The following is a 735-nucleotide window of genomic DNA, read 5'->3' as shown; positions in this document are numbered from 1 at the left end:
CCGTTTTGGATGTTCTGCTTTCTAGTCTTAACAGCAGTAACCTTTAGCCTATTTGGTTTCATTCTTGGCATATGGGCAAAGAATTTTCAGCAATTACAAGTGGTTCCGTTATTAGTGATTACACCACTGACTTTTTTAGGCGGGGCATTTTATTCTATTAATATGCTGCCACCCTTTTGGCAAACCGTTACACTGTTTAACCCCATCGTCTATTTAATCAGTGGCTTTCGCTGGAGTTTCTACGGCGTCGCCGATGTGCACCTAGCCGTAAGCGTCGGCATGACATCGCTATTCATGTTCGCCTGCTTAATCTATATTGCATGGATTTTTATAACAGGGTACCGGCTGCGAGAGTAATCCAGCGCAAAGGCCGAGCACACCTCTGCCTTTGCCACCAAGGCTACCGCGCTTCTGTGCAACGACAGTGCTAAACGGCACCGTCATTCGAAACATAGATATCACATTAAAAACTTGGCAGGCAACTCTGTGGCAAAGCAAAAGCATACTAACATTTCTGAAAAAACCAGCCTTGAAGCGCAGGCGGTGGCCAAAGGGATTCAACGGCCAGGGCAGACCAAAGAGCAATCTAAACTCATCGCTCAAGGTATAGAAAAAGGCATTGATCTCTATAAAAAACAGCAAAAAGCAAAAGCCAGAGAACTAGATAAGGCGCTCAAGAAAGCTAAGCAAGGTCCCGAGCTCAGCGCGCTTGACGTAGAAAACATCCCCCGAGTT

2 protein-coding genes are annotated in these 735 nt (G+C 45.9%); both read left to right on the top strand.

Features of this window, described 5'->3' with window-relative positions:
• The coding region (locus ACFQEU_RS17070; RefSeq protein ID WP_379784088.1) for an ABC transporter permease at positions 1–357 on the top strand (357 nt) is incomplete at its 5' end.
• Between the two features lie 129 nt (positions 358–486).
• Positions 487–735: DUF2956 family protein (locus ACFQEU_RS17065; protein ID WP_379784086.1), on the top strand; the 249-nt coding region annotated here is incomplete at its 3' end.

The organism is Halorubrum tibetense, assembly GCF_042661865.1.
GTDB lineage: Archaea > Halobacteriota > Halobacteria > Halobacteriales > Haloferacaceae > Halorubrum > Halorubrum tibetense.
Note: the sequence above shows the minus strand (reverse complement) of the source record. Positions and strands in the feature narration are given on the sequence as shown.